The 1,013-nt window shown below is 47.7% G+C and carries 2 protein-coding genes; both read right to left on the bottom strand.

Features of this window, described 5'->3' with window-relative positions; all coding sequences use genetic code 11:
• Positions 1-12 precede the first annotated feature (12 nt).
• Positions 13-480, bottom strand: coding sequence for a phage tail protein (locus tag A7090_RS24950; protein ID WP_023154361.1), 468 nt, complete (start codon positions 478-480; stop codon positions 13-15).
• 10 nt (positions 481-490) lie between these two features.
• Complete coding sequence (locus tag A7090_RS24945) at positions 491-952, bottom strand: phage tail protein (protein WP_001408994.1); 462 nt, start codon at positions 950-952, stop codon at positions 491-493.
• Positions 953-1,013: the final 61 nt, after the last annotated feature.

Raw genomic sequence — 1,013 nt, 5'->3', positions numbered from 1 at the left:
AAACCAACGTTTTTATGCCGCCCTTACGATGTAATTAAATGCAATATTACGGGGGCGGGTTTCAGATGCTGTACGAACTGAGCGAGAGGCGTCGAATGTCCAGTTATAAGAGCCATAACCCTCAATAATTTCCGTTTCCTTTAGGCCTGTAGATAATACTTGACCATGTTGACTAAATGGCCCTGAACTAAGTACATCTCTAAAAAGCTGAGTACGCCCGAAAGAACCAACAATATTCTGAATTGCATCATTCTGTGCAGATAATAAATTACGGCCAGAGTCAATCCCCCGCCCGTCATCCCAGCCGCGAATAAATTCGCCCCGTAGATCCGGCAATTTATTAGTAGGGTAAACCTTTGCCAGATTTGGGTACTTTTCAGAAGAAAATGCTGCACCATTGCATTTCAGCCACCCCGTTGGCGGTGTGGCTGAGGGCCATGGAACAGGTACACCAACGGGCAGTGCCGAGCCTTCCCCCAAACCAACGTTTTTATGCCGCCCTTACGATATAATTAAAGGCAATATTACGAGGACGGTTTTCATTAGCTGTTGGCACGACACGAGAGGCGTCGAATCCAAGGTCATCGGTTTTGCCTATATCAGTTGTGTTATTCGGCATTCTCGCAGATCGTGTTCCTGCATCATAAAAAGCCCCTCTGATTGCATCAAAAGACATGCCAATCCCGCCATCTGCGAACCCCTCAATATTTCTTATTGCATCCCCCTGTGAAGATAATAATTGTCGCCCGGCATCCACACCACGTCCGTCATCCCAGCCACGAATAAATTCACCGCGTAAATCCGGCAATTTATTAGTAGGGTAAGCCTTTGCCAGATTTGGGTACTTTTCAGAAGAAAATGCTGCTCCGTTACATTTCAGCCACCCCGTTGGCGGAGTGGCTGAGGGCCACGGAACAGGTACGCCAACAGGCAATGCTGAGCCTTCCCCCAAACCAAGGTAATCAAGAACGCTCTGAATACTGGTCTTACCAAGAATGGCGCGTCCAACACTT

The sequence above is a fragment of the Escherichia sp. MOD1-EC7003 genome, from assembly GCF_002965065.1.
In the GTDB taxonomy this organism is placed as follows: domain Bacteria; phylum Pseudomonadota; class Gammaproteobacteria; order Enterobacterales; family Enterobacteriaceae; genus Escherichia.
The sequence above is the reverse complement of the archived record's forward strand: the minus strand, read 5'-3'. Positions and strand labels throughout refer to the sequence as shown.